23 protein-coding genes are annotated in these 22553 nt (G+C 54.8%); 11 read left to right on the forward strand and 12 right to left on the reverse strand.

Features of this window, described 5'->3' with window-relative positions:
- Positions 1 to 149: 149 nt before the first annotated feature.
- Both AS19_RS06660 and AS19_RS06665 read right to left on the reverse strand, forming a co-directional pair.
- Entirely contained in the window at positions 150 to 707 is a 558-nt protein-coding gene (locus AS19_RS06660; protein ID WP_231483318.1) for a YecA family protein, read from the reverse strand.
- Between the two features lie 123 nt (positions 708 to 830).
- Positions 831 to 1919 (reverse strand): diguanylate cyclase, encoded by a 1089-nt coding sequence (locus tag AS19_RS06665; protein ID WP_231483317.1) that lies wholly within the window; start codon positions 1917 to 1919, stop codon positions 831 to 833.
- Positions 1920 to 2071: 152 nt separating this feature from the next.
- Here AS19_RS06665 and AS19_RS06670 point away from each other — a divergent pair, with 152 nt between their 5' ends.
- The 5 genes from AS19_RS06670 to AS19_RS06690 all read left to right on the forward strand — a co-directional run bounded on the left by AS19_RS06670 (position 2072) and on the right by AS19_RS06690 (position 8526).
- The gene (locus AS19_RS06670; RefSeq protein WP_035458246.1) at positions 2072 to 3166 is read left to right on the forward strand and encodes an acyl-CoA dehydrogenase family protein; all 1095 of its coding nucleotides are present in this window, start codon (positions 2072 to 2074) and stop codon (positions 3164 to 3166) included.
- Positions 3167 to 3175: 9 nt separating this feature from the next.
- Positions 3176 to 4372, forward strand: coding sequence for an acyl-CoA dehydrogenase family protein (locus tag AS19_RS06675; protein WP_035458245.1), 1197 nt, complete (start codon positions 3176 to 3178; stop codon positions 4370 to 4372).
- Between the two features lie 112 nt (positions 4373 to 4484).
- Entirely contained in the window at positions 4485 to 5282 is a 798-nt protein-coding gene (locus AS19_RS06680) for an SDR family oxidoreductase (protein WP_035458244.1), read from the forward strand.
- A complete protein-coding gene (gene ttcA, locus AS19_RS06685; protein WP_011588549.1) occupies positions 5282 to 6136 on the forward strand; it encodes a tRNA 2-thiocytidine(32) synthetase TtcA in 855 nt (284 codons plus the stop codon). Before AS19_RS06680 ends, ttcA begins: the two co-directional genes overlap by 1 nt.
- 230 nt (positions 6137 to 6366) lie before the next feature.
- Entirely contained in the window at positions 6367 to 8526 is a 2160-nt protein-coding gene (locus AS19_RS06690) for a malate synthase G (protein WP_011588550.1), read from the forward strand.
- Between the two features lie 160 nt (positions 8527 to 8686).
- On the opposite strand, the gene AS19_RS06695 is transcribed toward AS19_RS06690, so the two are convergent.
- Positions 8687 to 9451 carry a hypothetical protein gene (locus AS19_RS06695; RefSeq protein WP_035458243.1) on the reverse strand — a complete coding sequence of 255 codons (765 nt, stop codon included), beginning with the start codon at positions 9449 to 9451 and terminating at the stop codon, positions 8687 to 8689.
- Between the two features lie 165 nt (positions 9452 to 9616).
- Here AS19_RS06695 and AS19_RS06700 point away from each other — a divergent pair, with 165 nt between their 5' ends.
- Positions 9617 to 10294, forward strand: a complete 678-nt coding sequence (locus tag AS19_RS06700; protein WP_035458242.1) for a tRNA (guanosine(46)-N(7))-methyltransferase TrmB — start codon at positions 9617 to 9619, stop codon at positions 10292 to 10294.
- Between the two features lie 106 nt (positions 10295 to 10400).
- Here the strand turns inward: AS19_RS06700 and AS19_RS06705 are convergent, their stop codons facing one another.
- The 7 genes from AS19_RS06705 to AS19_RS06735 all read right to left on the reverse strand — a co-directional run bounded on the left by AS19_RS06705 (position 10401) and on the right by AS19_RS06735 (position 16183).
- On the reverse strand, positions 10401 to 10898 hold the full coding sequence (locus AS19_RS06705; protein ID WP_035458241.1) for a hypothetical protein: 498 nt from the start codon (positions 10896 to 10898) through the stop codon (positions 10401 to 10403).
- Positions 10899 to 10901: 3 nt separating this feature from the next.
- On the reverse strand, positions 10902 to 11327 hold the full coding sequence (locus tag AS19_RS06710) for a GNAT family N-acetyltransferase (RefSeq protein ID WP_035458240.1): 426 nt from the start codon (positions 11325 to 11327) through the stop codon (positions 10902 to 10904).
- 10 nt (positions 11328 to 11337) lie between these two features.
- Positions 11338 to 12471: a JmjC domain-containing protein gene (locus AS19_RS06715; protein ID WP_035458239.1), complete on the reverse strand. Its 1134-nt coding sequence runs from the start codon at positions 12469 to 12471 to the stop codon at positions 11338 to 11340.
- Entirely contained in the window at positions 12471 to 13841 is a 1371-nt protein-coding gene (gene purB / locus AS19_RS06720) for an adenylosuccinate lyase (RefSeq protein WP_011588556.1), read from the reverse strand. Before purB ends, AS19_RS06715 begins: the two co-directional genes overlap by 1 nt.
- A 135-nt stretch (positions 13842 to 13976) precedes the next feature.
- Positions 13977 to 14618: a high frequency lysogenization protein HflD gene (gene hflD, locus AS19_RS06725; RefSeq protein ID WP_011588557.1), complete on the reverse strand. Its 642-nt coding sequence runs from the start codon at positions 14616 to 14618 to the stop codon at positions 13977 to 13979.
- Complete coding sequence (mnmA, locus tag AS19_RS06730) at positions 14615 to 15709, reverse strand: tRNA 2-thiouridine(34) synthase MnmA (RefSeq protein WP_011588558.1); 1095 nt, start codon at positions 15707 to 15709, stop codon at positions 14615 to 14617. Before mnmA ends, hflD begins: the two co-directional genes overlap by 4 nt.
- A 6-nt stretch (positions 15710 to 15715) precedes the next feature.
- Positions 15716 to 16183 carry an NUDIX hydrolase gene (locus AS19_RS06735; protein WP_011588559.1) on the reverse strand — a complete coding sequence of 156 codons (468 nt, stop codon included), beginning with the start codon at positions 16181 to 16183 and terminating at the stop codon, positions 15716 to 15718.
- A 126-nt stretch (positions 16184 to 16309) separates the two neighbouring features.
- Here AS19_RS06735 and moaC point away from each other — a divergent pair, with 126 nt between their 5' ends.
- From moaC to AS19_RS06750, 3 genes are read left to right on the forward strand one after another with little or no spacing between them, the layout of a single operon-like run.
- Positions 16310 to 16792, forward strand: coding sequence for a cyclic pyranopterin monophosphate synthase MoaC (moaC, locus tag AS19_RS06740; protein ID WP_011588560.1), 483 nt, complete (start codon positions 16310 to 16312; stop codon positions 16790 to 16792).
- Position 16793: 1 nt separating this feature from the next.
- Positions 16794 to 17048 (forward strand): molybdopterin converting factor subunit 1, encoded by a 255-nt coding sequence (gene moaD / locus AS19_RS06745; protein ID WP_011588561.1) that lies wholly within the window; start codon positions 16794 to 16796, stop codon positions 17046 to 17048.
- Between the two features lie 8 nt (positions 17049 to 17056).
- The gene (locus AS19_RS06750; protein WP_046962301.1) at positions 17057 to 17518 is read left to right on the forward strand and encodes a molybdenum cofactor biosynthesis protein MoaE; all 462 of its coding nucleotides are present in this window, start codon (positions 17057 to 17059) and stop codon (positions 17516 to 17518) included.
- Here AS19_RS06750 and AS19_RS06755 read toward each other — a convergent pair.
- Positions 17424 to 18044: a pseudouridine synthase gene (locus AS19_RS06755; protein ID WP_082116355.1), complete on the reverse strand. Its 621-nt coding sequence runs from the start codon at positions 18042 to 18044 to the stop codon at positions 17424 to 17426. The genes AS19_RS06750 and AS19_RS06755 overlap by 95 nt on opposite strands.
- A gap of 221 nt (positions 18045 to 18265) precedes the next feature.
- On the opposite strand from AS19_RS06755, the gene AS19_RS06760 reads away from it, so the two are divergent.
- Complete coding sequence (locus tag AS19_RS06760; RefSeq protein WP_046961861.1) at positions 18266 to 20488, forward strand: NADP-dependent isocitrate dehydrogenase; 2223 nt, start codon at positions 18266 to 18268, stop codon at positions 20486 to 20488.
- 390 nt (positions 20489 to 20878) lie between these two features.
- Positions 20879 to 22141, forward strand: a complete 1263-nt coding sequence (icd, locus tag AS19_RS06765; RefSeq protein ID WP_046961862.1) for an NADP-dependent isocitrate dehydrogenase — start codon at positions 20879 to 20881, stop codon at positions 22139 to 22141.
- A gap of 47 nt (positions 22142 to 22188) precedes the next feature.
- Here icd and AS19_RS06770 read toward each other — a convergent pair whose 3' ends face one another.
- Positions 22189 to 22443: a cold-shock protein gene (locus AS19_RS06770; RefSeq protein WP_011588566.1), complete on the reverse strand. Its 255-nt coding sequence runs from the start codon at positions 22441 to 22443 to the stop codon at positions 22189 to 22191.
- Positions 22444 to 22553: the final 110 nt, after the last annotated feature.

The following is a 22553-nucleotide window of genomic DNA, read 5'->3' on the forward strand; positions in this document are numbered from 1 at the left end:
GTTGCTCGGGTTCGGGTTCATCTCATTGAGTGGGTCGAGTCGCTTGTGGCGACCTTCTTGTACTGGATCACGCACGTTACGCTTGATTGCATTGATTAGTGATAGAAGGGGGCGGAGCAGGGCAACCGTAGCGAGGGCTGCCGCAGAGGTTAGGCTGACTCGCCGCCTTCATCCGGGCCGTGAAAACACAAAAATAGCTCTTCAATGAGCTCAGGAATGCCCAGAGCCATTTGTCTAACCACCTGAGTGTTCTCCCACAGGGCGTCAAGCGCCTCATCCTCATCAAGCCCAGAAATAAGAATAAACGGTAGCAAGAGATTAGCGATGGTTTCTTCGTCGATTGCGTACCATTGGGACTCCTTCACGAAGACGCCAGTCATAAACCCAGCACACCAGCTGGCCAGATCTTGCCCATCTTCTTCCTGGTAAGGATCAAGCAGGCAAGGCAGATTAATGGTTTCACCACTGAGTAGCTGAGTCACCAGCCGCTGGCGAAGCTGATTGAGCGCAGAGGCCACGTCTTCGGGTACAGGCATTTCTAGCTCATGGGCGTAGTCGATGCTGTCGGCAAACCCGTCGTCATGGGGGCCTGCAGCCAGGGCGCAGAGCATGCCGTGAATTTCCGTCCAGGTGGGGGCGTCGTCGCCCAAGCTGGCGAAATGCTGACGAACCGTGTTTTTTAGGCTTGGATTGGTGATCTCAGACATGCTTTTCTCCCGGTGGGGAGCAAGCATACCGGCAGACGCGTCAGGGCTCCACTGTCCTGTCGCTGTTGCCCGCTATGCCTGAACTTTTTCTGGTGATTAGCTTTGGGTGTTTATTAATGGAGGTCAGTTGGCCAGCTGAATACGGTTTCTGCCCAGGTCCTTAGCCTGATACAGAGCACGGTCGGCCCGCTTAATAAATTCTTCAGCGCTTTCCCCAGGTTGATACGGTGTCAACCCGGCAGAAAATTTGCTGCGCAGATCGCCGGAAAAGGAATAGTGCTGCTGGGCGAAGCGATTACGCAGACGCTCCATTGCAGCCTGGCAAGCCTGGGTGCTTGTATGAGGAAACAAGACCACAAATTCCTCACCGCCATAACGAGCCAGCAGGTCGGATTTGCGTAGCCCCATGGCGGCGAGCTGGGCAAAGCGATGTAGCACGTCATCACCGGCGTGGTGGCCGTAGGTGTCGTTAACTTGTTTGAAATGATCCAAATCGATGATCGCAAGATGAAGCGGGTTGTTCTCCCTGTTCGCACGGGACATCTCTTCTTCTAGCCTTTCCAGAAAGTGACGACGATTGTAAAGGCCAGTTAAGTCATCACGCACGGCAATGGCACTCAGTCGATTGTGGGCTTCGTGTAACCGTCTGCGCTGTTCTCGCACTCTCGATTGCAGATTATGGATATAGCCCCCCATATAGATAAACCAGCCGAGGCCAAGCGCAAGGATGAGCCAGTGGCCAACTAGGTAAGCGAAAATTGCTTGTTGTGGCGCCTCAAACCATTCGTAGATCAACAGACTGGTAAAACAGAGTTGCGTGAAAGCCGCAATCAATAGCATTCGACGCCGATCCAGTGCGAGTACGCCGAAGGTCATGACCATAAAATAGATGCTTAGCATAGCGCCGCGCAATTCCCGGGAATAGTGCAGGATGGCGGTGGTTAACAGGATCCCCGCGGCCATCTGCACAATGGTCAGGCTGGGGTCACGGAACTGTTCGCTGATGCCGGTGCGAATCAGGAGATAGAAGAACACATTGATGATAACAATTAGCGCAAGCAAGGCCAGAGTGGGCGTGTTCGGCTCAAAGGCTGCGAGTTCCACACCAATAAAAGTGCCTGCCCACAATAAGCAATAAGAATAGAACGCCATGAGTTGGCGTTTTAGCCGAATTGCTCGCTCCGGCGCGGCGGTGGATTTCACAGTAAACACAGGCAAAACACCTAAACGAATGGTTGTTATCTTTTAGTGCAACTTTACCGTTTTTATCGGCCCAGGTCACAGACCTGTCATTGTCGATAGTAGACAGCCAATGACAGACTGTTGTTCAACTAACTGTATGTTTGCCGGGATGAGGCCCTCGTATGTCTACACCGCTTTTTGACCTGACATTAACTGAAGAGCAACGCATGACCCGTGAAGGGATGCGCAAGCTGGTTCGAGATTCCCTGTTTCCACAATCGCGTGAAGCAGATGACGCGGCGAAGGCGAATGCTCAACTGCTAAACAGTATCGCGGGTTTTGGTCTGTCGTTGATGCCGATGCCCGAAGCACTGGGTGGCGTGGGCATGCCTCGCTCACCGCTGTCCAACGCTTTGGCGGTAGAAGACCTTGCCCAAGGGGATATTTCCCACACGTTAGCAGCCTTGCAGCCGATGGCGGCAGTGAATGCATTGATAGATTTTGGTAATGAAGACCAGCAAGAACGCTGGTTGCCATCCATGGCTACAGAAAGCTTCACTGGGGCGGCTATCGCATTGACAGAGCCCCGTGCCACTTTTGAGCCATCCTCACCGGTCACCACGGCACAAAGCGCCGATGGACAAGTGGTACTGAACGGTGTGAAAAGCATGGTGCCGTTAGCAGCACAATGTGAGTGGTTTGTGGTGGTAGCGGCGGAAAAGGATGACGTATCTGCTTTTATCGTGCCGAAAACCGCAGCAGGCCTAACAATCGAATCGCAAGCGTATATGGGACTTCGTAGTGCTGAGCTGGCCACGTTGACTTTAGAATCAGTGGTGGTTCCGGAGGCCGATCGCTTGGAGCGCTTTGACCTGAATCGTTTGCTGGGTCTGGCTCGCATTGGCCAATGCGCCTTGGCGGTGGGGTGCTGTCAGGCGGTAATGGAGTACGCCATCCCTTATGTGAATGAGCGTAAGGCATTTGGTGAACCGATTGCCTGGCGCCAGTCTGTGGCCTTTATGGTGGCCAATATGGCGATCGAGATTGAAGGGATGCGGCTGATGATGTTGCGCGCCGCCAGCCGGGCCGAACAGGGGCTGGATTTCCACAAGGAAGCCTATCTTGCGCAGCTATTGTGCATGGAAAAGGCCATGGAAATTGGCACCAACGGTATTCAGCTCTTCGGTGGAGCGGGCTTTGTTCGCGACTACCCACTAGAGATGTGGTACCGGAACTTGCGCAGCATTGCCGTGCTTCACGGCAGCCTGATGGTGTAGGAGAACAGCATGATTAATTTAGAATTGCCCGAGAAGCTTAAACAAACCCAGCAGATGGCCCAGCAACTGGCCAGCGGTGTTTTTCGCCCGATTTCACGCAAATACGACGCCATTGAACACTGCGAGACTCCGGAAGAGCTGAAACCCGTGGCGCAGATGATGGCGGCTATGCCCCGTGGGGGCGGAAAAAAAGGTGGCAGTAGCGAGTCAATTAAGAATGGCATCAACATGATGGGCATTCTAGGTGTTGAGGCCATGTGCTGGGGTGATGTGGGCCTGATGTTGTCCATTCCCGGTTCCGGGTTAGGTAATGCGGCCATTATGGCCGTGGGTACACCGGAGCAGAAAGAGAAGTATGGCAAGCTTTACTGTGCCATGGCGATTACGGAACCTGGCGCTGGTTCCGATTCTGCCGCGGTCGCTACTACAGCGGTGGCAGAGGGTGATGAATGGGTGCTCAACGGTGAGAAGATTTACTGCACCGCTGGCCAGCGGTGCGATGCTATTGTGGTTTGGGCCACGCTGGACAAATCACTTGGCAAGGCCGCGATTAAGTCGTTTATCGTTCCCCGTGATAACCCTGGCGTAGAGCTAGTGCGTGTGGAAGATAAGATGGGCTTACGGGTATCCGATACCGCCGCGTTAGCGTTTAACAATTGCCGGATACCCAAAGACCATATTCTCGGTTCTGCCGAGGTGGGTGATACGGAAGAGGCACGCAAAAAATCCTTCGGCGGGGTGATGCAGACCTTCGATAATACCCGTCCACAAGTGGCCGCCATGGCGTTGGGTGTGGCGCGTGCAGCCCTGGAGATAACTCGCGATATTCTTGAAAAAGAAGGGGTTGCGGCTGATTACTCTAAACAGCCTTACAATTCAACCGCTCGAGAGTTGGAGGTATATCGGTTGGAGGCCGACTTGGAAGCGGCGCGGTTGATGACTCTCAAGGCTGCCTGGATGGCAGACAATGGCCAGCCCAATTCCCGTGAGGCTTCCATGTGTAAAGCCAAAGCCGGACGTATGGGCAACGACGTCACATTAAAGTGCGTGGCGCTATGCGGTGAGCTGGGCTACTCCGAGCGCACCTTGTTGGAAAAACTGGCTCGAGATTCGAAAATCATCGATATCTTCGAGGGCACCCAGCAGATCCAGCAGTTAATTGTGGCAAGGCATCTGCTTGGATTGTCATCGAAAGAACTGAAATAAGCACAATAGAGCGATCAACAAAAAGCGCGGCTAAGCCGCGCTTTTTGTTTTTAAGGCAGGGCAGTAGACTCTCCCTTTGTCTTTAACAAGGTCTTTGGGCAAGGGGAATCGTATGTCTGAGTCGCTGGCTGACAAGGTTGTCTGGATTACTGGGGCCTCTTCGGGCATTGGTGAAGCTTTGGCTCGAGAATACGCCAGGCGTGGCGCTCAGCTGGTGTTGTCCGCCCGCCGGGAAGAAGAGCTGGAACGGGTGCGGGCCGGTTTGGTCAATAGCGAAGCGCATTTGGTGTTGCCTTTGGATTTAGCTAACAGCGACGCCATGGAGGCGGCGGTGGAACAGGTTCGCCAAACCTGTGGCCGGCTTGACCAGGTGGTACACAATGGGGGCATTTCCCAGCGTTCGCTGGTCGCTGATACGGATTTGAGCGTAGATCGCCAAATTATGGAGGTGAATTTTTTCGGCACAGTAGCGTTGACCAAAGCTGTTCTTCCCTGGTTTAAGGCGCAGGGTGGAGGGCGGTTCGTGGTGATTACCTCCCTGGTGGGCGAGCTGCCGACCCCGCTTCGCAGTGCGTACAGTGCTAGCAAACATGCGCTGCATGGTTTTTTCGAATCTCTGCGCGCGGAAGAGTACGATCAGGGTATTCGTGTGACGCTGGTGATGCCGGGTTTTATTCGTACCCAGGTGTCCATTAATGCGCTCACCGGCGATGGCAGCCGCCAGGGCACCATGGATGACGCCCAGCAGACCGCCATGGCCCCGGAAGAATGCGCCAAACGGCTGGTCGAAGCCGTGCAGCGTGGCCGTGATCAGGTTATTATCGCCGGCCGCGAAGGGGCGGGCATATACTTGAAGCGCTGGGCTCCCTCGCTGTACCGCCGACTGATCCGCAAAATGAAGGTCACCTGATGTCAGACAACGCTGATACCAAAAAACGCACCCGCCTGAACAAACTGCAAAAGAAACTGCGCAGAGAAACGGGCCGTGCCATTGCTGATTTCAATATGATCAGCGAGGGCGACAAGGTAATGGTGTGTTTGTCCGGCGGTAAGGATTCTTACACTATGTTGGAGATTCTACGGAACCTTCAGCACTCTGCCCCGGTGAATTTCGAACTGGTGGCAGTAAACATGGACCAGAAACAGCCCGGTTTCCCAGAGCACATCCTCCCTGAGTATCTGGAAAAGGAAGGCGTGGCATACCACATTCTGGAGAAAGACACCTATTCCATCGTCAAAGAAAAGGTGCCAGAAGGAAAAACTACCTGCGGCCTGTGTTCACGCCTGCGCCGGGGCAGCCTCTACGGGTTTGCCGAGGAAATAGGTGCCAATAAAATTGCGCTTGGTCACCATCGCGATGACATCGTCGAAACCTTGTTTCTGAACATGTTCTATGGCGGCAAAATGAAAGCCATGCCCCCCAAACTGCGCAGCGATGACAGCCGTAATGTGGTGATTCGCCCGCTGGCGTATTGCCGCGAGAAAGACATCATCGAGTTCTCGGCCTTGAAGGAATACCCGATCATTCCCTGCAATTTATGTGGCTCCCAGAAGAACTTGCAGCGGCAAGTGATTAAGGAGATGTTGCAGCAATGGGACAAGCAGCAGCCGGGACGGATTGAAAATATCTTTGCCGCAGTGCAAAACATCGCCCCTTCACAGCTGGCGGATACCCGCCTGTTTGACTTCGAAAACCTTGAGCAAGGGCAGCAGCAGGGCGGTGATCAAGCCCATCGTCTCGATGTGGTTAATCTGTTCGGGTGATCAAAAAATAACAAAACAGACTTTGTTTACCACTAAACATGATTCACGGCGCCGTTTCCGGTAAAATGCGGTCGCCTTATTTCGGGGCGCCCGCCTTTATGCGCCTTGAACCGTTCCCCCGGGCTTTCGCGATGATCCACACGGTAGCGCGCTGACGTAGACCTGTTGCCGGATTCTCTCTGAACGTCCCGATTAATCAAGATTCTCTCGACCAGAAGGGTAGGAGCACCATGACCGATCGTATTCAGAAGGGTGGCCTTGAAATCGCCGCCGAACTCCATGATCTGGTAGTCAATGAGATTGCGCCGGGTACCGGCGTCGACCCGGAGCACTTCTGGGCCGAGCTGGAAAGCATCCTTAATGACCTAGCCCCCAAAAACAAAGCGCTACTGGCCAAACGTGACGACCTGCAGAAGCAGATCGACGCTTGGCACAAGGCCCGCGTGGGGCAGGCCATCGACATGGCTGAGTACAAGCAGTTCCTAACCGAAATTGGTTACCTGCTACCCGAGGGCGAAGACTTTAACATCACCACCGAAAACGTGGATGCGGAAATTGCCACCATTGCTGGCCCGCAGCTGGTTGTGCCGGTGAAGAATGCACGCTTTGCCTTGAATGCGGCGAATGCTCGGTGGGGTAGCTTATACGATGCCCTGTACGGCACCGATGTGATTTCCGACGAGGGGGGTGCCGAGAAAGGTGGCGCTTACAACCCGAAGCGCGGCGCCAAGGTGATTGCCTGGGCCCGTGACTTTTTGGATAACTACTTCCCGCTGGCCAGTGGCTCCCACAAAGACAGCACTGGCTACGCCATTGAAGACGGCAAGCTGGTTGTGTCTCTGGGCGAAGAGAAGACCGGCCTTAAAGACGCATCTCAGCTTCAGGGTTTCCTGGGCGATGCCGCAGCCCCCACTGGGGTGCTGGTGAAGCACAACAATCTGCATGCGGAAATTCAGTTCGACGCCAGCCACCCGATTGGTGCTGACGACGCGGCCAACATGAAAGATGTGCTGCTGGAGTCTGCCATCACCACCATCCAGGATTGCGAAGACTCTGTCGCCGCTGTGGATGCGGAAGACAAAGTTGAGGTTTACCGCAACTGGGCTGGCCTGATGAAAGGCGATTTGGAAGAGAGCTTCCAGAAAGGCGGCAAGACGATGACCCGTTCCATGAATGCGGATCGTGAGTACACCGCGCTGGACGGTTCCTCCCTGACCCTGCACGGTCGTTCGTTGCTGCTGGTGCGTAACGTGGGTCACCTGATGACCAACCCGGCCATTCTGCACAACGGTGAAGAAACGCCTGAAGGGATTATGGATGGCATGGTCACTGTACTGGCCGCCATGCACGACCTGAAAAAAATCAACAAGCTGAGTAACAGCCGCACCGGTTCGGTCTACATTGTGAAGCCGAAAATGCACGGCCCGGAAGAAGTGGCCTTTGCGGTTGAGCTATTTGAGCGCATAGAAAAAGCATTAGGTTTGGCCGCTAACACATTGAAAATTGGCATTATGGACGAAGAGCGCCGCACTACTGTGAACCTGAAGGAGTGTATCCGTCAGGCCAAGGATCGCGTTATCTTCATCAACACAGGCTTCCTCGATCGCACCGGTGACGAAATGCACACCTCCATGGAAGCGGGCCCCATGGCACCTAAAGGTGAGATGAAAACCCTGCCGTGGATTAGCGCCTACGAAGACTGGAACGTGGACATTGGCCTGGAATGCGGCCTGAAAGGTCACGCCCAGATCGGTAAAGGCATGTGGGCCATGCCCGATGAAATGGCACAGATGATGGCCAACAAGGCGGGTCACCCGAAAGCGGGCGCCAACTGTGCCTGGGTGCCGTCACCCACTGCCGCCACCCTGCACGTAACCCACTACCATGAGATCAACGTGGCCGAGGTTCAGGAAAAGCTGGCCGGCCGTGCCCGCGCTTCTCTGGACGACATCCTCACCATTCCACTACTGACCCGTGAGCTGAGCGCTGAAGAAATCCAGCAGGAGCTGGATAACAACGCGCAAGGCATGCTCGGCTACGTGGTTCGCTGGATCGATAGCGGTGTGGGCTGCTCCAAGGTACCCGACATCAATGATGTGGGCCTCATGGAAGACCGTGCAACCCTGCGGATTTCCAGCCAGCATGTCGCTAACTGGCTGCACCACGGTATCTGCAGTAAAGAACAGGTACTGGAAACCATGAAGCGGATGGCGGAAGTGGTAGATCGTCAGAATGCCAATGATCCCGACTATGTGCCCATGGCCAAGGACTTCGACGGCTCCGTTGCCTTCCAGGCAGCCTGTGAGTTGGTATTTGAAGGCTGCGCTCAACCAAGCGGCTACACCGAACCGGTTCTGCACCGTCGTCGCCGTGAACTGAAAGCGAAGTAACGCTTTCAGCACACAAAAAAGCCCCGCGAGTCGGGGCTTTTTTGTGTGTAAGCCTCAAGCCAGATGATGATTGCCGTGCCGGCGGCTGGTGCTGAAAATTAAAAATCAGCAAGCGGCCAACTAAAATCCGTCCCCTTATCCATGTCCTTGCAGCGTGCGACTACTCTTTCTCCACCATCACCTCTAACGGCAAGGTCAAGCTTTGCTGCCGACCCTGATAGCTTCCAATGCTCTGGTCGGTTCCGCTTTGAGTCATGTTAATGCTCCCCATGGGCTGCCAACGCCCGAGGGTAACCCGCAGGGTCGTGGCGCTGTGTTTGGTGCGCGCGGTGTTGTGACGAGTGGGCTGGTCAAAGCGCTGGCTGATTTGCAGGACCACGCTGCCGTCCGTGCCCAACTGGGGCAGTACCTGAATGCCCTGATCGAGCTGCACAAGCTGGGGTCCGTAATAACTGCCGCTGAGCGCCACAAGCGAGCCTTGGCTGATGTAGGCGGGGTAACCATTGAGAGTGCGGATTTGGTAGTGATCTTCACGTTGTTGTTGCTGGTTCTGCTGGTCGATGCGCACCTCGCCCTTGATAATCGGCGCTTGGCCCGATTCGATGCGGCCCCGTACGTCAGTATCAATGCGGGCTTGTTGGCGGGCAGCGCTATGCTGGCGACGCAGATGCACGATCAGCGTTGACGGGGCAGTCTCCAGCCTGCCCAGTACGCTTTGCAGTTCCTGCATGTTGGCCTCACTGGTACGCACAATCAGTTTGCCCCGGTAGGCCCGTACGCTGCCGCCGACCGGCAGTAGTGGTTCAATCACCGGCACCAGGGCCGGTGCGTCAGGGCGCTCCAGCACATGGATGGTCATGCCTTCAGCGGTGCACGGGACGGGAAAGGTGAGCATGATGACGAGCAGGCTGAGGCACAGGCGCATGGCGTCCTTCGGGGTTTCAAGGTTGGTCGTGCTGCTTTTACAGTAACAGTAGCGCCGCTAGGCACCGCTTGTCACTTACTGCGCAAATTCCACCAAGGGCTGGCACTGACGGCTCTTATCCCTACAATGTGCCTCCCCCAAGTCGCTTTGATGGTTAGAAACGCCATGTTTGCCAATAGCCGTGCGGTTAGCTCGAATCAGACGGGCATTCACGAGGATCTGGAGAAAGTGGTGCGCCGGCATCTGGCCTCGGTTTGGCGAGCGCCCATTGCAGACCATGACCACGCGTCGTTCGAGCAGGTTGTCACATGGCGCAATGAAAACGGTTTGGAGCGTCCGCTGATGGTGGACTCGGGTTGTGGAACCGGGCGCTCGTCAGTGCTATTGGCGCAGGCGAACCCCGAGGCGCTAGTGATCGCGGTAGACCAGTCCGCTAACCGTTTGGAGCGCGGTGGTCGTCGCTGGCTGCAGCCCCCGAAAAATCTGTTGTTAGTCCGTGCCGATTGCACCGGGCTGTGGCGACTAATGCAACAGCAGGGCTGGTTGCTTGACCGACATCAGATTCTCTATCCGAACCCGTGGCCGAAAAGTGCACACCTGAAGCGGCGCTGGCACGGCCACCCGGTGTGGCCAACCGTGCTGGCTCTAGGGGGAGAGTTGGAGCTGCGTAGTAACTGGCCGCTTTATCTTCAGGAAGTGCAGGCGGCACTGGCCATAAGCGGCATTGAGGCAGTATTGAGTCCGCTGACGACAGAGGCGCCGGCGGCCACGGATTTCGAAGAAAAATATCAAGCCAGCGGGCAAACCGTATGGCAGCTGATCGCAAGCCTTGCAAGGCAATGAAATATGGCCGGGTTATGCCGCTGGGAGGCTCATTCGACCTAAAGTGGTTTTGCCAATAGGCCCTTGCGCTATTAGCCGTAGCCGTAGCCGTAATTCGACCTCAGATTCAAAGTCGCAGTTCGCGCAACTCGGTTGATGCCCTACCGCGCGCCCAATGTTCAAGGAACTGTTGCGCCAAGCGCGGCGCTTGCGGTAGCCGATGGCCACACAGGTCCAGTCGAGCGGGGCGAGGCCAGCCACTGGCTTCGAACAGGCTGCTGTTATCGCCGATGGCAAAGCATTGCTGGGCATCATTATCGTCAGGCTGGGTTTGCCGCAGGGTGATGCGCGAAGGTAAGCGGCGGGACAGGTGAACCAAGCGGTGGCCGTTACGTACGGCATTTTCTATGCTGTCGAAAAGAATACGGATATCCGCCCGGGCATTGCTCAAGGCCAGAACCTTGACGGCATCGCACACAGCTGCATTGCCAGTGAGTCCATCCAGTGTCGGCACTCGAAGCCAGAGACGACGACGGCTGGCGCTGATCAGTGAGGCCAGCGCCAAGCTGGCGTTACTGCGGGCAGGGTGGTGCAGGGTGTCGTCGTCACCGATGACCAAGTGCATGGCTTAGAGCAGGGGTTTGAACATTTGCCGGTGGGGAATGTTGGCATCCATGAAAATGCCTCCAGACACCGAAAAGCCAGCCGCTTCGTAAAAGCTGGTGGCGTGGGTTTGGGCGTGTAGAAAGATTTCTTTCATGCCGTTGGCTCGTGCCGTTTCTTCTGCAGCGACCAGCAGTGAACTGCCAACACCGTAGTTGCGCTGCTCGGAGAGTACGCACAAACGGCTGATCTGCCCGGTGGGCAGCAAGCGAATACAGCCCACAGGCTGTTGCTCGGCGTCCAAGGCCAGAAAGTGAATGGCGGCGGCGTCTTCGCCATCCCATTCCAGTTCTTCCGGTACGTGTTGTTCCTTGATAAATACGGCTTGGCGGAGACCACGCAGCGCGGCTTCGTGTTTGTCCCAACGGGTTTCGATAATGCTGATAGCCATAGGGGTCTCGTTATAGTGGGGAAAAGTGGCCCTGTTCAATCCATTCATGAAGCAGTTCTCTCGCGGTGGGCGTCATAACGGCGTCCAACTCGCGTTTCTGGTAGCGTCTTTTACTGGCCAGTAGCTGCACCAGCGGTTGTTGTTGTTCTGTTAGTGTATGAGCCTCTCCGTTTAGCCAAGCAAGTTTGCCCTGCATGAGCAGGCGCACACTGCCGTGGCGCACCAAAGATACGTCACTATCGCGTTCGCGGATATGGTGTTCATCTACCGCAAATTCAAGGCCCTCTAATCGAGGGGTGGAGAGCCAACGATAAATGGCTCGCTCGATAGCCTCGGGGTGCAGAAGGTCCAAAGCTCCACGCACCAGCTGCTGCCGATCTGTGTCGGCCAAGATTGAGGGATCAGTAGTGATTCCTCGGTCCGGGTCAGTAAAGAGTTTGCTGTCGGATTCGGCTAGGCATTCACCGGCGATCTCTGCCATCAGCATTTGGTAATCCGGAGCGCGAAAGCCCACCGACCATGTAATGCAGTCGCTGTCTTCGGCGACCCCGTGATGGGCCACCCCGGGTGGCAGGTAAAGCACATCGCCGGGTTGCGCAATAAACTCTTCACGAACGGGCATTTGCGCCAGCAATTTCAGCTCGTCGGTAGCCTGGCGAGGGCTGCTTTCGTCGCACACGTCGCCGATCTGCCAGCGACGACTGCCGCTTGCCTGGATCAGGAAAACATCATAACGATCAAAATGCGGGCCAACGCTGCCGCCTTTGGCCGCGTAGCTAATCATGATGTCTTCCACCCGCCAGTTTGGCAGAAACGCGAAATCGTCCAGTAGCAGCGAGGTTTCAGTGAGAAAGTGATCCACAGACTGAACGAGCAGTGTCCAATTTTTCTCACCGAGGGTCTCGAAAACATTGTCGTCGAGGGGGCTTTGCAGTACCGACCAAGGGCCGTTGCCTGCACCAGTTATGACCCGGGCTTCGACTGACTCTTCCAAGGCAAGTCCGGCCAAGGTGTTTGCATCCGGCTGATCCAGGCCGCTGGCAGCACCGGGCATGAATAAAGGACGTTTCTGCCAGTGCTCACGCAAAAACGCTGCCGGGGTAAGCGGCAGCGTAAAGGAGGGCAGTTGCGCTGTGGCCGGCATTAGATGCTACGCGCTTGCTGGGCAGCATTGCCCACATAGGTGGCCGGGGTCATGGCTAGCAACAGCTCCTTGGCCTCGTCGGGAATGGCCAGCTCATTAATGAAGGCTGTCAGCGTCTCTTGGTTGATGCCATCCTTGCCGCGGGTTAGCGCCTTGAGTTTTTCGTAGGGCTTCTCGATGCCGTAACGACGCATGACGGTCTGGATAGGCTCTGCTAGAACTTCCCAGGCAGCGTCTAGATCCTCGTCCAGGCGAGCCGGGTTAACCTCCAGTTTGCCAATCCCTTTTAGGCTTGCCTCATAGGCAATCACACTGTGCGCCAAGCCTACGCCAACGTTACGCAGTACGGTGGAGTCGGTCAGGTCGCGCTGCCAGCGGGACATGGGCAATTTGGCGGCTAAATGGTCCATGATGGCGTTGGCCAAGCCCAGGTTGCCCTCGGAGTTCTCGAAGTCGATAGGGTTAACCTTATGCGGCATGGTGGAGGAGCCGACTTCACCTTCCACTGTGCGTTGCTTGAAGTAGCCTAAGGAAATGTAGCCCCACACATCACGGTCGAAGTCCAGCAGAATGGTATTGAAACGCATCAGGGCGTGGAAAAATTCGGCAACGCAGTCGTGGGGTTCGATCTGGGTGGTAAAGGGATTGAAAGTAAGCCCCAGGGCTTCCACAAAGCGACGTGCAAAAGCCTCCCAGTCCACGTCTGGGTAGGCGGACAGGTGAGCATTATAGTTGCCCACGGCGCCGTTGATCTTGCCGAGCAATTCGACGCCAGCAAATTGGTCACGCTGGCGTTGCAGCCGGGCAACCACGTTAGCCATTTCCTTGCCTACGGTGGTAGGGGAAGCTGACTGGCCATGGGTGCGAGATAGCATCGGCTGATCTGCTTGGGCGTGGGCCTGTTTGCGGATAGCGCTAATCACTTGATCCATTTTCGGCAACAGGATTTCACGGGCTTCGCGCAGCATCAGGGAATAAGACAGGTTGTTGATGTCTTCACTGGTGCAGGCGAAGTGCACGAATTCACTCATATTGGCCAGCTCATCGTGCTCGGCCATCTTTTCTTTGATGAAGTACTCTACCGCTTTCACATCATGGTTGGTGGTGGCTTCGATGGCCTTGATGCGCTCGGCATGTTGAGGCTCGAAATCTCGAGTGATACCACGCAGGTTCCAGGCCGCTTGGCCGCTCATCAGGGGAACTTCAGGGATGTTCTTATCGTGGGCCAGCTGTTCCAGCCAGCTGACTTCCACATGGACGCGGAAGCGAATCAGGCCGTATTCACTGGTGGTATTGCGCAGTGCATCGACTTTGCTGGCGTAACGACCGTCTACCGGTGAAATGGCAGTCAAAGAGGTAAGGCTGGACATGTCAGGCTCCCGATTTTCGTCGAAATAGGTACGTACACGTAGAATCCAAAGGCGGCGCAATCATACAGCAAAATTGCGCAAACTGCGCCGTTACGACGATGAGCCGACAATGTTGCTATTATTTACTTTAAAATATTATCGCAAGCCATTGATATCAATTGATTCAATGACGCTAATAAGGCGCTTTCTTTGAAACAGTAAGTGCCAGCGTCGCCCGCCCAGCTGGTGCCAGAGGAAGGCGGCACGCACTCCGGCCAGAAACAGCGCGCGGATGCGTGCGGCCTTGTTGTCGTCTTGCAGGTGGGCCGGCTCGCCCTTTACCTGAATGCGAAACCGGAAAGTACCTAAGGTATCTAGATAAATACCGGCAATTCTGTGGCAAAAGGCATCATCTGAAAATCGATCAAAGTGGGCCTGTTGACCACTCAACGCCAGTAATCGATTACGCAGGATGCTTACGGTGTCTTCATTGTTGCGCAATTTGCCTGCCAGGTGCAGCAGAGCAAGGCCATAGTTGAGCGGCCGCAGATTGGCGCCACGAGAATCCTTACTCAGGCTCCGGCTAAGCAAGCTAACGCCTTCACGAAGCAGGCCTGGCTGGCTGTAAACGCCATCGAAGTTATCCGCATCCAGCTCCATGACGCCAGCAATTAGCGCTTCAAAGGCCTGTGAGTCACAATCACCACGCTGGGCCACATCATCGGCAAGTTGGGCTGCTTCGAACACGGCGGCCAGGGCCAGCAGCTGCTGTTGTTCTGGCGAAAAACGTTCGCTCATGCCGTTTCCTCAATCACCGCGCCGCCCAAACAGACTGGGCCATCGTAGAACACCACGGATTGCCCAGGCGTGACGGCGCGTTGTGGTTCATCGAATGTCACGGTTACGCGGCCTTCGCCGGCATCGCTAACGGTGCAGCCCTGATCGGGCTGGCGGTAGCGGGTTTTGGCGGTGAGCCGGGCCGGCAAGGCCGGCGCTTCCAGTGCGACCCACTGCATTGGCGCACTGTTGAGTACGCGGCTGTAAAGCAGAGGGTGGTCGGTACCTTGTACAGCGATCAATACGTTACGTTCCAGGTCTTTCTTGGCCACATACCAAGGGGCTTCACTGGCGCTGGCCAGCCCACCGATGCCGAGCCCCTGACGCTGGCCCAGCGTGTAATACATCAGGCCGTCATGCTGACCAATCACGTTGCCATGATCGTCTTCAATGGAGCCTGGCTGGGCGGGTAGATACTGCTCCAGGAAATCCTTGAATCGGCGCTCACCGATAAAGCAGATGCCGGTGGAGTCTTTCTTTTTGTGATTATCAAAGCCTTTTTGCTCTGCGATTCGCCGTACTTCAGGTTTTTCCAGGTCGCCTAGCGGGAACAGGGTGCGGTCAAATTTCTGATAATCCACGGCATGCAGGAAGTAAGTCTGATCCTTGTTGGTGTCTACGGCGCGCAGCAGTTTTGCTTTGCCAGTATGGCTTACCTGTGAGTAATGGCCGGTGGCAATGTAATCGGCGCCTAAGGTGATAGCGTGATCCAGAAACGCTTGAAACTTAATTTCCTTGTTGCAGAGGATATCCGGATTAGGCGTGCGCCCAGCCTTATATTCGGCCAGAAAGTGAGCGAACACTCGATCCCAGTATTGCTCTGCGAAGTTGGCAGTATGCAGCTCGATACCCAGTACGCCTGCCACTTGCATGGCGTCGAGTAGGTCTTCGCGTGCGGTGCAGTAATCGGTGCCGTCGTCCTCATTCCAGTTCTTCATGAACAGACCTTCCACCTGATAACCCGCATCGATCAGGCGGGCGGCGGCTACGGAGGAATCCACACCGCCGGACATACCGACGATGACACGGGTGTCTTGGGGAGCCTTAGTCATGGCGAATCATCCTCTCTGCAGAGGCCAGGGGTGCTGATAAATGCTGTCCAGGGGCAATCGGCGGCCGGACAGGTAATCATCCAGGCATTTTTCCACCAGCGCACTGCGATGTTGGTGGCGGCGAGCACGGAACTCATCCGGGCTCAACCACTCGGCTTCCAGAATACCGGTATCGAGTTTCTGTTTCGGGTCGTGGCTGATTGGACGTGCCACGAAGCAGGTGCGGTAATACACGCCGGCTCCCTTGTGCGGCTGAAAGATATACCAGCCGAGCAGGTCGGTGATTTCTACCTGCCACGCGCTTTCTTCCAGCGTCTCACGGTATGCGGCTTGCATTAGGTTCTCACCGAATTCCACATGACCAGCGGGCTGGTTCAGTACTTCCTCGCCCTTGCTCATTTCACGGACAAACAGGAAGCGGCCATCTTGTTCGACTACGCAGGCCACAGTAATGTGCGGCTCAAAGCTGTTCATAGCGTATCCTACCGGGGAAGCGCCGACGGCCCAGGCGGGCTGATGACGGTACTTCATTCAATTCTGGAAAGGCGAGAATGGTAGCGCAGCGGCGCCACAGACAACAGGGCGGAGACACCTCTGAGCATGACTGAACAACGATTTACCCACCTGGACGACAGTGGTCGGGCCCAGATGGTCGATGTGACCGATAAGGATATCACCCAGCGTGCGGCCACCGCGCAAGCGCGGGTGCGGATGCAGCCGAGCACCCTGCAAATGATCTTGGCTGGCGAGCACCCCAAGGGTGATGTGCTTGCTACCGCACGGATTGCGGGCATTCAGGCAGCCAAAAAAACCTGGGACTTGATTCCACTGTGCCACCCGCTGTTACTGACTGGGATCACGGTCACCATTGAGCCAGAGGCCGACGATGCGCTGTGTGTACAGGCGACCTGTAAGCTTAAAGGTACTACCGGCGTGGAAATGGAGGCGCTAACGGCTGCGTCCGTTGCTTGCCTCACGCTGTATGACATGTGTAAGGCGGTGGATCGCTGCATGGTGATTGAATCTGTGTGCCTGCTGGAAAAATCCGGTGGTCGTAGCGGGACGTTCCGGAGGGAAAGATAAAATGATTGAAATTCGTTTCTTTGCCGCTCTGCGTGAGCGGGTCGGCTGTGACAGCCTGACGGTCACTGCGCCGCAAGGCACCGACACGGTGACGGCGCTGGTGGCGTGGCTGGAAGAAGACAATCCGGCGGTAGCCCGGGCGCTGGAGGCTACACCCCATTACATGGTGGCGGTGAATGAGGTGCTGAGCCAAGAACAGACAGCCATCCGTGATGGCGATGTAGTGGCCCTGTTTCCTCCGGTGACCGGAGGGTGAAGGTTTGGGTGGCAGTAACCGGCGCGGCACTTGAGCCGGCGGCACCGACAGACTGGTTGCGCGATCAAGGCCTTAGCGGCGCCGTGGTGCAATTCAACGGACAGGTGCGCGATGAGCAGGGCAGAGTGGAAGCGCTTCACTTAGAGCATTATCCAGGCATGACAGAAACGGTGTTGCGCACCATTGTTGAGCGTGCGGCAGACAAATGGCAACTTAATGGTGTTTGGGTGGTGCACAGAATTGGCACCATGGCGGTGGCTGAAGACATTGTGCAGGTAGCGGTCAGCGCCTCCCATCGCCAGGATGCGTTTGCAGCCTGCGCCTTTATCATGGACCTGCTAAAAACCCGGGCGCCATTCTGGAAGAAAGAACTTATTAACGGCCATTGGGTTTGGGTCCAGGCCCGCCAGAGCGATGCCGAGGCCGCCGATGCTTGGCTGCAGCGGGCTTTGGGGCGTGAACCATCATAGAACGGGACTCCCCTGGCGCCAAATCGGCAAGAGACCAATCACCGATTTGCCAGCGAATCAAGCGAAGGGTGGGGTGGCCGATGGCTGCGGTCATTCGCCGCACCTGACGATTGCGACCTTCGTCTATAGTGAGACTGAGCCAGCTATCCGGTACTGTTTTACGCGACCGGACAGGAGGCGTGCGCGGCCACAAGCAGGGATCATCGATTAAGCTAACCTTGGCTGGCCGGGTAGGCCCATCCTTGAGACGAATGCCTTGGCGTAGTTTTTGCAGTTCCTGTGGCCCGGGCTGGCCCTCCACCTGAACCAAATAGGTTTTGGGAAGCTTGAACCGTGGATCACTGATGCGTGCCTGAAGCGCACCGTCATCGGTCAGCAACAACAGGCCTTCAGAATCCCAGTCCAGTCGGCCGGCCGGATACACTCCCGGTACGCAGACAAACTCGCGCAACGTTCGGCGGCCTTGATCGTCGCTGAACTGTGACAGGACCCGGAAGGGTTTGTTAAGTAATATCAATTGTGCCATAGGCTGTGAGCGTCAATGACCTAAACAGAAGTTGTTACAGGCATAGTTACTGCCGCTTGTCCTAACAAGGCTAAACGGTCAGTGCTATACTCGCCAGCCTATGCAAAATACAGTTTTATTCGGAGGGAACACTGTTGTTTCCTGCCCGCTGATCTGACGGTCAAAAGCCGACTGAAATCAGGCGGAAAGCTCTACCAATACAATTGGGACCTTGTAAATCTATGACCACGCCTAAAATTATTTATACCATGACCGATGAGGCGCCAGCGCTGGCGACCTATTCCTTTTTGCCCATTATCGAGAAATTCACTTCTATCGCTGGTATTGAAGTAGAAAGCAGTGATATCTCCCTCGCAACGCGCATTTTAGCCAGTTTCCCTGAATATTTGTCAGAACAGCAGAAGGTAAAGGATACACTATCTGAACTGAGTGACCTGACCCAGGATCCTGAGGCCAACATTATCAAGCTGCCAAATATCAGCGCCTCCATTCCACAGCTTAGAGAAGCTATCGCTGAATTGAACGAGCATGGCTACGCGGTGCCGGAATATCCTGATGAGCCTCAAAATGAGAAAGAGAAAGATATTCAGGCTAGGTACACCAAAATTCTGGGTTCCGCAGTAAACCCTGTACTTCGTGAAGGCAATTCTGACCGTCGCGCGCCGATTGCGGTAAAAAATTACGCTCGCAAGAACCCGCATAGCATGGGGTATTGGAGTCCTGCTTCACGCACCCATGTTGCACATATGCGCGGGGGCGATTTCTTTTCCCATGAGACCTCGTGCACTATCGACAAGGCCTGCAAGGTACGCATTGAATTTGAGGATTCAAACGGTAATATCACCGTGAAGAAGCCGGATTTGGCGCTCCTCGATGGCGAAGTCATTGATGCCATGTATATGAGCAAAAAAGCACTCTGTGCTTTTTTTGACGAGCAAATCGAAGACGCGAAGAACACGGGGATGTTGTTTTCCCTGCACGTGAAAGCGACCATGATGAAGGTGTCACACCCTATCGTGTTTGGTCATGCTGTGCGTTGTTTCTACCGGGAGTTGTTCGAGAAACACGGTGAGATTCTCGAGAAAATCGGCGCCAACCCTAATAATGGCCTGAGCAACATCTATCAGAAAATTGAAGAGTTGCCGATTTCCCAGCGTTTGGAAATTGAATCAACAATTCGGGCCTGCTATTTGCACCGTCCGGAGTTGGCCATGGTTGATTCAGACCGTGGTATTTCTAATCTTCACGTTCCTTCAGACGTTATTGTGGATGCCTCTATGCCGGCGATGATTCGCCAGGGCGGCAAAATGTACGGTGCTGATGGCAAGCTGAAAGATACCAAAGCGGTGATCCCTGAAAGTACCTACGCGACTATTTATCAAGAAGTAATTAATTTCTGCAAAACCCACGGCGCCTTTGATCCGGTTACCTGTGGCTCCGTGCCTAATGTTGGTTTGATGGCGCAGAAAGCAGAAGAGTACGGCTCTCACGATAAAACGTTCGAAGCCACCGCAGACGGTTCCATGCGTATCGTTCGAGAGGACGGTGAGGTGTTGCTAACCCATAAAGTGGAACAGGGTGATATCTGGCGTATGTGCCAGGCAAAAGACCTGCCAATTCGGGACTGGGTCAAGCTAGCGGTGGTACGTGCACGGCTGAGCAATACCCCGGCCATTTTCTGGTTGGATAAAGAACGGGCCCATGATGCACAGCTGATTCTGAAGGTTAAGGAATACCTGAAAGACCACGATACCGAGGGTCTTGATATCCGGATCATGTCTCCGGTACAGGCTATCCGCTATACCATGGAGCGAATGATCCGTGGCAAGGATACCATTTCAGTAACAGGTAACGTGCTACGTGACTATTTGACGGACTTGTTCCCCATTCTGGAGCTGGGGACCAGTGCCAAGATGTTGTCCATTGTGCCGTTAATGGCGGGGGGCGGCCTCTATGAAACCGGAGCCGGCGGTTCCGCTCCCAAGCATGTACAGCAATTCTTGGAAGAAAATCACCTGCGTTGGGATTCACTGGGTGAATTTCTTGCCCTGTCGGTATCTATTCAAGAGCTCGGCGAAAAATATGGCAACAAAAAAGCCAAGGTGATTGCTGCGGCTCTGGATAAAGCTAATGAGCAGTATCTTGAGCAGAACAAGTCACCCTCACGTAAAGTTGGCCAGCCGGATAATCGGGTAAGTCATTTTTATGTGGCCATGTACTGGGCTCAGGCCTTAGCGGCTCAAGACGATGATGCTGAGTTGAAAGAAAAATTCACAGAAATCGCCTCTTCCCTTAGCCAGAACGAAGAGAAAATCGTTAAAGAAATGGTAGCAGTACAAGGTTCTCCTATTGATATCGGCGGGTACTATCACCCTGATTTCAATAAAGCCTCGCAAGCCATGCGTCCCAGCGGGACCTTTAACCAGATTCTCGAAAAGCTGTAAGGTAAAGCAAGACAGGTCGGCCTGGATCAAACAGGTCGGCTTGTGGCCCGGTGGTAATGCAGAGTAAGCCGACAGCCTGGGGATGAATCTGGCGCTACGGTTCAATTGCTGTGTCTACGGTGCCAGAGGCGCTATTAATAGCCTTTATTATCGGGTGTCTTGCTACCGATCCTATCATTACTTCTCAACGTCTCTCACTCACCCTTTGCCCTATGGCCCACAAGACTGGCTAGAATATGGCTTGGCTGGATTTTATGCCGTCGACCCATGTTGACGACGGGCATGAGGCGCAGCGCGGTTGTGTCTATTGGCGTCTGCCTTCATCCTTTGGGGCAATGAGATACTCGAAAGAAGCGCCTTATTTCGTTTTATGCAGAGGGAGAAGTATAGATGGGATACCAAAAGATTACGGTTCCGGCAGACGGTGACAAAATCACGGTTAACGCGGACCTGTCCCTGAATGTTCCCAATCATCCGATCATTCCTTATATCGAAGGTGATGGTATTGGTGTTGATATTTCACCCGTAATGATCAAGGTGGTTAACGCCGCAATTGAAAAAGCTTACGGGACAAAGCGTGGCATTACGTGGATGGAAGTTTATGCCGGGGAAAAAGCCACGGTGGTATACGGGCCAGATGTTTGGCTACCCGAAGAAACGCTGGAAGCTCTTAGAGAGTTCGCTGTGGGAATCAAAGGGCCGTTGACCACCCCAGTGGGCGGCGGCATTCGCTCTCTCAATGTATCCCTGCGTCAGGAGTTGGATCTTTACACTTGTATGCGCCCTGTGCGCTATTTTGAAGGCGTTCCTAGCCCGGTGACCCACCCCGAGCTCACTGACATGATTATCTTCCGTGAGAACTCTGAAGATATCTACGCAGGGATTGAATGGGCAGCGGATAGCCCGGAAGCGACTAAATTAATCCGTTTTTTACGCGAAGAGATGGGCGTTACCCAAATCCGTTTTCCGGAAGGCTGCGGTATTGGTATCAAGCCAGTATCCCGCGAGGGGACCCAGCGCTTGGTGCGCAAGGCGATTCAGTACGCTATTGATAATGATAAAGATTCCGTCACCTTGGTGCACAAAGGCAACATCATGAAGTATACGGAGGGGGCCTTTAAGGATTGGGGCTACCAGCTTGCCGGTGAACGGTTTGGCGCGCAATTGCTTGACGGTGGCCCCTGGATGACCATGAAGAATCCGCGTACTGGCAAGGAAATCATCATCAAAGATGTAATTGCAGATGCCTTCCTGCAACAGATATTGATGCGCCCGGCGGATTACAGCGTAATCGCAACGCTGAACCTGAACGGCGATTACATTTCTGATGCTCTGGCGGCGGAAGTCGGTGGAATCGGTATTGCGCCGGGTGCCAACATCGGTGGCTCCGTGTCCCTGTTCGAGGCCACTCATGGCACCGCGCCCAAATACGCGGGTCAAGATAAGGTGAACCCGGGCTCGCTCATTCTATCTGCGGAAATGATGTTGCGTCACATGGGCTGGAATGATGCAGCTGACCTAATTATTAATGGTGTGGAAGGGGCAATTGCCGCCAAGACAGTAACCTATGACTTTGAGCGGTTGATGCCGGATGCAACATTGTTACGGTGTTCAGAGTTTGGGGATGCGGTGATTGAACATATGGGCGCCTGAGGCGCCCATATGCATTAATACGAATTCACCCAGCCTGCAGCGCAGCGTCAGGAAGGCGTCGTCTGATCTTCAGTGGCCCCTTCCTCATTGCTGGCCTCTTCGTCGGTGCGCAAGTTAATCGCGTGGTAGCCTTTGTTGGCGGGCTGTACATCATATTCTACTGGTTGCCCGGCTTTCAGGCTCTTGTAGCCATCCATCTGAATGTAGGAATAGTGGACGAACAGGTCTTCGCCCCCTTCATCTGGGCGTACAAAGCCGTAGCCCTTGGCGTTGTTAAACCACTTTACTCGTCCCGTTGCCATGGTCCTTCCCTCTGCCTATCCAATGGCGAATATGTTTATTTTTATCCTCAGGCGGTTTGCTGCGGTAAACTCTACCTAAGTGCATTGTGCAACTTTTAAACATGCACAGC

The sequence above is a fragment of the Alcanivorax sp. NBRC 101098 genome, assembly GCF_001010505.1.
GTDB classification, from domain to species: Bacteria; Pseudomonadota; Gammaproteobacteria; order Pseudomonadales; family Alcanivoracaceae; genus Alcanivorax; species Alcanivorax borkumensis.

Excerpts from the sequence above, each read along its gene's own strand:
- AS19_RS06660 (WP_231483318.1), bottom strand. The coding sequence starts at position 707 with ATGTCTGAGATCACCAATCCAAGCCTAAAAAACACGGTTCGTCAGCAT.
- AS19_RS06670 (WP_035458246.1), top strand. The coding sequence starts at position 2,072 with ATGTCTACACCGCTTTTTGACCTGACATTAACTGAAGAGCAACGCATG.
- AS19_RS06675 (WP_035458245.1), top strand. The coding sequence starts at position 3,176 with ATGATTAATTTAGAATTGCCCGAGAAGCTTAAACAAACCCAGCAGATG.
- AS19_RS06680 (WP_035458244.1), top strand. The coding sequence starts at position 4,485 with ATGTCTGAGTCGCTGGCTGACAAGGTTGTCTGGATTACTGGGGCCTCT.
- ttcA (WP_011588549.1), top strand. The coding sequence starts at position 5,282 with ATGTCAGACAACGCTGATACCAAAAAACGCACCCGCCTGAACAAACTG.
- AS19_RS06690 (WP_011588550.1), top strand. The coding sequence starts at position 6,367 with ATGACCGATCGTATTCAGAAGGGTGGCCTTGAAATCGCCGCCGAACTC.
- AS19_RS06695 (WP_035458243.1), bottom strand. The coding sequence starts at position 9,451 with ATGCGCCTGTGCCTCAGCCTGCTCGTCATCATGCTCACCTTTCCCGTC.
- AS19_RS06700 (WP_035458242.1), top strand. The coding sequence starts at position 9,617 with ATGTTTGCCAATAGCCGTGCGGTTAGCTCGAATCAGACGGGCATTCAC.
- AS19_RS06705 (WP_035458241.1), bottom strand. The coding sequence starts at position 10,898 with ATGCACTTGGTCATCGGTGACGACGACACCCTGCACCACCCTGCCCGC.
- AS19_RS06710 (WP_035458240.1), bottom strand. The coding sequence starts at position 11,327 with ATGGCTATCAGCATTATCGAAACCCGTTGGGACAAACACGAAGCCGCG.
- AS19_RS06715 (WP_035458239.1), bottom strand. The coding sequence starts at position 12,471 with ATGCCGGCCACAGCGCAACTGCCCTCCTTTACGCTGCCGCTTACCCCG.
- purB (WP_011588556.1), bottom strand. The coding sequence starts at position 13,841 with ATGTCCAGCCTTACCTCTTTGACTGCCATTTCACCGGTAGACGGTCGT.
- hflD (WP_011588557.1), bottom strand. The coding sequence starts at position 14,618 with ATGAGCGAACGTTTTTCGCCAGAACAACAGCAGCTGCTGGCCCTGGCC.
- mnmA (WP_011588558.1), bottom strand. The coding sequence starts at position 15,709 with ATGACTAAGGCTCCCCAAGACACCCGTGTCATCGTCGGTATGTCCGGC.
- AS19_RS06735 (WP_011588559.1), bottom strand. The coding sequence starts at position 16,183 with ATGAACAGCTTTGAGCCGCACATTACTGTGGCCTGCGTAGTCGAACAA.
- moaC (WP_011588560.1), top strand. The coding sequence starts at position 16,310 with ATGACTGAACAACGATTTACCCACCTGGACGACAGTGGTCGGGCCCAG.
- moaD (WP_011588561.1), top strand. The coding sequence starts at position 16,794 with ATGATTGAAATTCGTTTCTTTGCCGCTCTGCGTGAGCGGGTCGGCTGT.
- AS19_RS06755 (WP_082116355.1), bottom strand. The coding sequence starts at position 18,044 with ATGGCACAATTGATATTACTTAACAAACCCTTCCGGGTCCTGTCACAG.
- AS19_RS06760 (WP_046961861.1), top strand. The coding sequence starts at position 18,266 with ATGACCACGCCTAAAATTATTTATACCATGACCGATGAGGCGCCAGCG.
- icd (WP_046961862.1), top strand. The coding sequence starts at position 20,879 with ATGGGATACCAAAAGATTACGGTTCCGGCAGACGGTGACAAAATCACG.
- AS19_RS06770 (WP_011588566.1), bottom strand. The coding sequence starts at position 22,443 with ATGGCAACGGGACGAGTAAAGTGGTTTAACAACGCCAAGGGCTACGGC.